Origin of the sequence: Occallatibacter sp. (assembly GCF_049802275.1) — a bacterium.
In the GTDB taxonomy this organism is placed as follows: domain Bacteria; phylum Acidobacteriota; class Terriglobia; order Terriglobales; family Acidobacteriaceae; genus Telmatobacter.
Map to the genome: position 1 here is coordinate 1 of NZ_JBARMD010000689.1, position 3,422 is coordinate 3,422.

The following is a 3,422-nucleotide window of genomic DNA, read 5'->3' on the forward strand; positions in this document are numbered from 1 at the left end:
GCGTCGTACACCCCGCGATTCAGGCTCAGCGCGCTGCCCGTCATCGCCACGCGTTGCGCTTCCATCTGCGCCTGGTCGCGCACGGCCTTATCGGCAGCAACAGAATTCAGCACGCCTGCCTGCGCACCCGCCAGCGCCAGATGTTCGATGGCCGCATCGTAGAGTCGCAGCGTGTTCTCCACGGTGCGCGGACCCTCAACCGCGAGCAGAGCGGCGAGTGCAGCCTCATGCGCCGCAAGCCGCGCGCCGACCCAGGCCGCAAGCGCGTCAGGAGACGAAGCTCCGCCTGCCTCCCACGCATGAATATCGTTGGTAACCTGAGCCGCAGCGACAGTTTCAACCAGCATAATGAAAACAACCTCCAGTCCTAGGTTGCCACATCGGGCCCAGGATCTCCCGCTCATCCTCTCTGTCATTCCGAGCGACCAACGGGAGTCGAGGAATCTGCCCTGAAAATTCCCATGCCTCGATCAAAACTGGGTGCCCCATCCTTGCGCAGCAAGGGTGGGAAAGCACGCTCCCACCCGATTTTCATGGTCTCGGGTGGCGCAAAGAGCCATGCAAGACTGCGGTTGCTCTTCTTCGGTCCAATCTCAAAGGCTTAAGAAGGGCATTGTCTGTCCTCAGATGTTCCCGACCCTCCCCTTCATCAACACTGTCACTCCGAGCGCCTCAGTTCCTTAGGTTGCGCGACGCTTACAATATCGCGATGCAGCAGGCCACTTCCAACCCCGATGCTTCTGACAAAGACTTCTTCCAACGCCTTCGCCGTGAGCTCGAGCATCAAATCGCAGGTTATGTGTACGAAGTTGCGGCGGGTGCAATAGGGAGTCCGCTCCCCGCTGACGTGATCCGCACGTATCCGGACTCAATGCGCCTCTGCCTCGTTGAACAGCATTGGGAGAGAGTCAACATCTGCAATACCAGTGAGGAATCGTGGACTGGCGTGGGTGTGAAGCGCATGTGCGTCACGATGGCTGAAGACGAGGGCTACGTGCTGGTGTTCGACCCCGTAGACGAGCAGTACCATTTAGCGTGACGCAGCGAAAACGGCTTGGGCACTTGGGGAATTCGTGGAGATGGAGTCGGGCGTTTCATCGCTCGGTAGTTGACAGTAAATCACTCAAGCGAGTCCCGTTCGACAACGAACGCACGGGGCCGCTCCACGACAATCCCGCAACACGCACCCAATGGTCCAATCGGGCTTATCCCGCAGAAACATTCACTTGGCACCAATCGCAATTTGGCAAAACCTAGACCACGGCTTCCGCCATCACGCCGGCAGTGCGGGTCACAGAGATCACGCTGATGTCGTCTGCCTGGCCGAAGCTCTGTGCCGCGATGGCCACTTCAGAGGCGCTCCTGGCAGTGCGCAGCAACTCCTCCACGCGCTCAAAGCCAAAAAGATGGCCATCGGCGTCCATTGCTTCCGCGACACCGTCAGAGAGCAGCACCAGCCGATCCTGTTCCTTCAGATTGAACCGCATCACGGAAATCTCCGCGCCATCCTTCATTCCCAGCGGCAATGTGCCTTCCACGGCCACCAGGTGCCCGTTCAGGTAAGGCGGCATATGCCCGGCGTTCGCCAGCATCGCGCGTCCATCCGCATCAATCCGCAGTGCGAGGCAGGTTGCCTGCGCGTCACCGCGGCCCAACAGGCGGCGATTCAGAGCGCGCAGCACAAACTCCGGTTGAGCATTCAATTCTGCGGTGCTGCGGATCGCCCCGACCAGCAGCGCCACCAGCATTCCTGCCTTGAGCCCCTTGCCCGTGACATCTCCAGCCACAATCAGCAAACTGCCGTCTGTCGCGTGCGGAATGATCTGGAAGAAGTCTCCGCCAACCTCGCGCGCTGGGTGATACTCACTTTCGATTGCAAGTCCCGGCAACGTCGTGCGGCCCTCCGGCAGAATCACCTGCTGTACCTCCTGCGCCTGTCGCACATCCAGCGCCATCTGCCGCTGTATTCGCAGAGACGTCAACAAACGTCGTAGCAACAGCACCGCCACCGTGGCCACCAGCAGAAGGCTTGCCAACTGCGTCAGAGTAATCTCTGTGCCAAGAATGAGCCAGTTGAGATGAATGTGCAGGTAGCCCAGCTCCGCGCGGAGCCCCCCAACCGCCGCGAACAGGGTTGCAGGCAGAACCAGCCACCCTTCCAACCCTTGCTCGCGAATACCGAGGTAGACGTTGGTGAGCATGAGAATTGCGAGAACCACCCTGACTGCAATTGCAGTCAGATGAAAGGCAAGGCTGACCGGCTGCGAGACAAAGTTGTAGAAAATGTTGTCACCCAGCGCATTTGAAACCATGAGAAGCACTACAAGAACTGCGAGCGCCGATGGCATCCATCTTGGCCTTCGCAAGCGAAACCAGACTCGCCACACCATTACCCATCCCGCATAAGTGAGTGGAACGATGATGACGTCGGTGAAAATGGTCAGCGGCAGTGCCCCTATCCACTCTGTCCACGAACCGACGGCCTGCACCGCGTAGCTGACCGAAGACGTAATGAGGATCATCCCAATCCAGAGATAGACGCGATCCGTGCGGTCGAAGAGCATCAGGCTGCAGGCGACCAATCCGAGAAGGCCAAACACAAATGCCTGGATAGGTGACAGAATGTACGACCGAACCAGTTCAAGCCAGCGCATCTGATGTCGAGCCATCACTGCACCGGCCTGGCCCAGCAGCGGCGCGGTGTGCATCCCGCCCACATCGTCCCCTTGCAGAAGGGTGTTCGCTTCCATCCAGAACCGGAACGCGATCACCTGCCCGTCGGGCTTCGCTGAGTTCTGCTCGATGGCACCATTGCCCGAAGTGTCAGGCAACATTAGCATGACCGGCTGGGTGTAATAGATTATCGGCCGGGCGCTCGAAAAATCTCCGAAACTCCCCAGCAGCGACCCGTTGAAAAATGCCTGGTAGGCGTCGTCAACATTCGAGGGCCCTGCAATTGCGAGCTTGACCCCGGGCTTGGTTTCGACGTGTACGTGAATTCGATACCACGCATAGCCCCAGTAACCCCGATGACCTCTTGCTGTCCATCCCGGTACAAAATCCGACAATCCAGATATCGGATCCACAGCTCCGCTCGGCGTCAGGTCAACCGTCTCCCACCGTGAGTCATCAAAACCCGGCTCGGCCCAAAACGGCTTGTCCGTCGCCGGATCGATCAGCGAATCGCCGATATTGAACTTCCATGGGCCATTCAGCGCCACCACGCTGTCGCCCAGGCGAACAACCTGCGCGCTCGGCGCGGCAGCAGGCTGCGCTTGAGACAGAATGCCAAACCCACCAACCACCATGGATAGGACGAAGCAACGAAAACCACGTGCCATTGCCGGACCTCTTGCGTGCAGGGAAAGCCGCTTTCTCGCACTATACGCATTGAATCGTATGGTTTGGAAGGTTCTTTGCGC

2 protein-coding genes and 1 pseudogene are annotated in these 3,422 nt (G+C 59.0%); 1 reads left to right on the forward strand and 2 read right to left on the reverse strand.

From position 1 onward, the window contains the following. A pseudogene (locus WA354_RS23300) lies at positions 1–347 on the reverse strand (M3 family metallopeptidase); the annotation flags it as partial. 338 nt (positions 348–685) lie between these two features. On the opposite strand from WA354_RS23300, the gene WA354_RS23305 reads away from it, so the two are divergent. Next, positions 686–1,039: a hypothetical protein gene (locus tag WA354_RS23305; RefSeq protein WP_472815420.1), complete on the forward strand. Its 354-nt coding sequence runs from the start codon at positions 686–688 to the stop codon at positions 1,037–1,039. A gap of 214 nt (positions 1,040–1,253) precedes the next feature. On the opposite strand, the gene WA354_RS23310 is transcribed toward WA354_RS23305, so the two are convergent. Next, complete coding sequence (locus WA354_RS23310; protein ID WP_472815421.1) at positions 1,254–3,341, reverse strand: PP2C family protein-serine/threonine phosphatase; 2,088 nt, start codon at positions 3,339–3,341, stop codon at positions 1,254–1,256. Positions 3,342–3,422 lie beyond the last annotated feature (81 nt).

What these genes read in the sequence shown, in the direction of transcription:
- WA354_RS23310 (WP_472815421.1), bottom strand. Translation starts at nt 3,341, where the DNA reads ATGGCACGTGGTTTTCGTTGCTTCGTCCTATCCATGGTGGTTGGTGGG.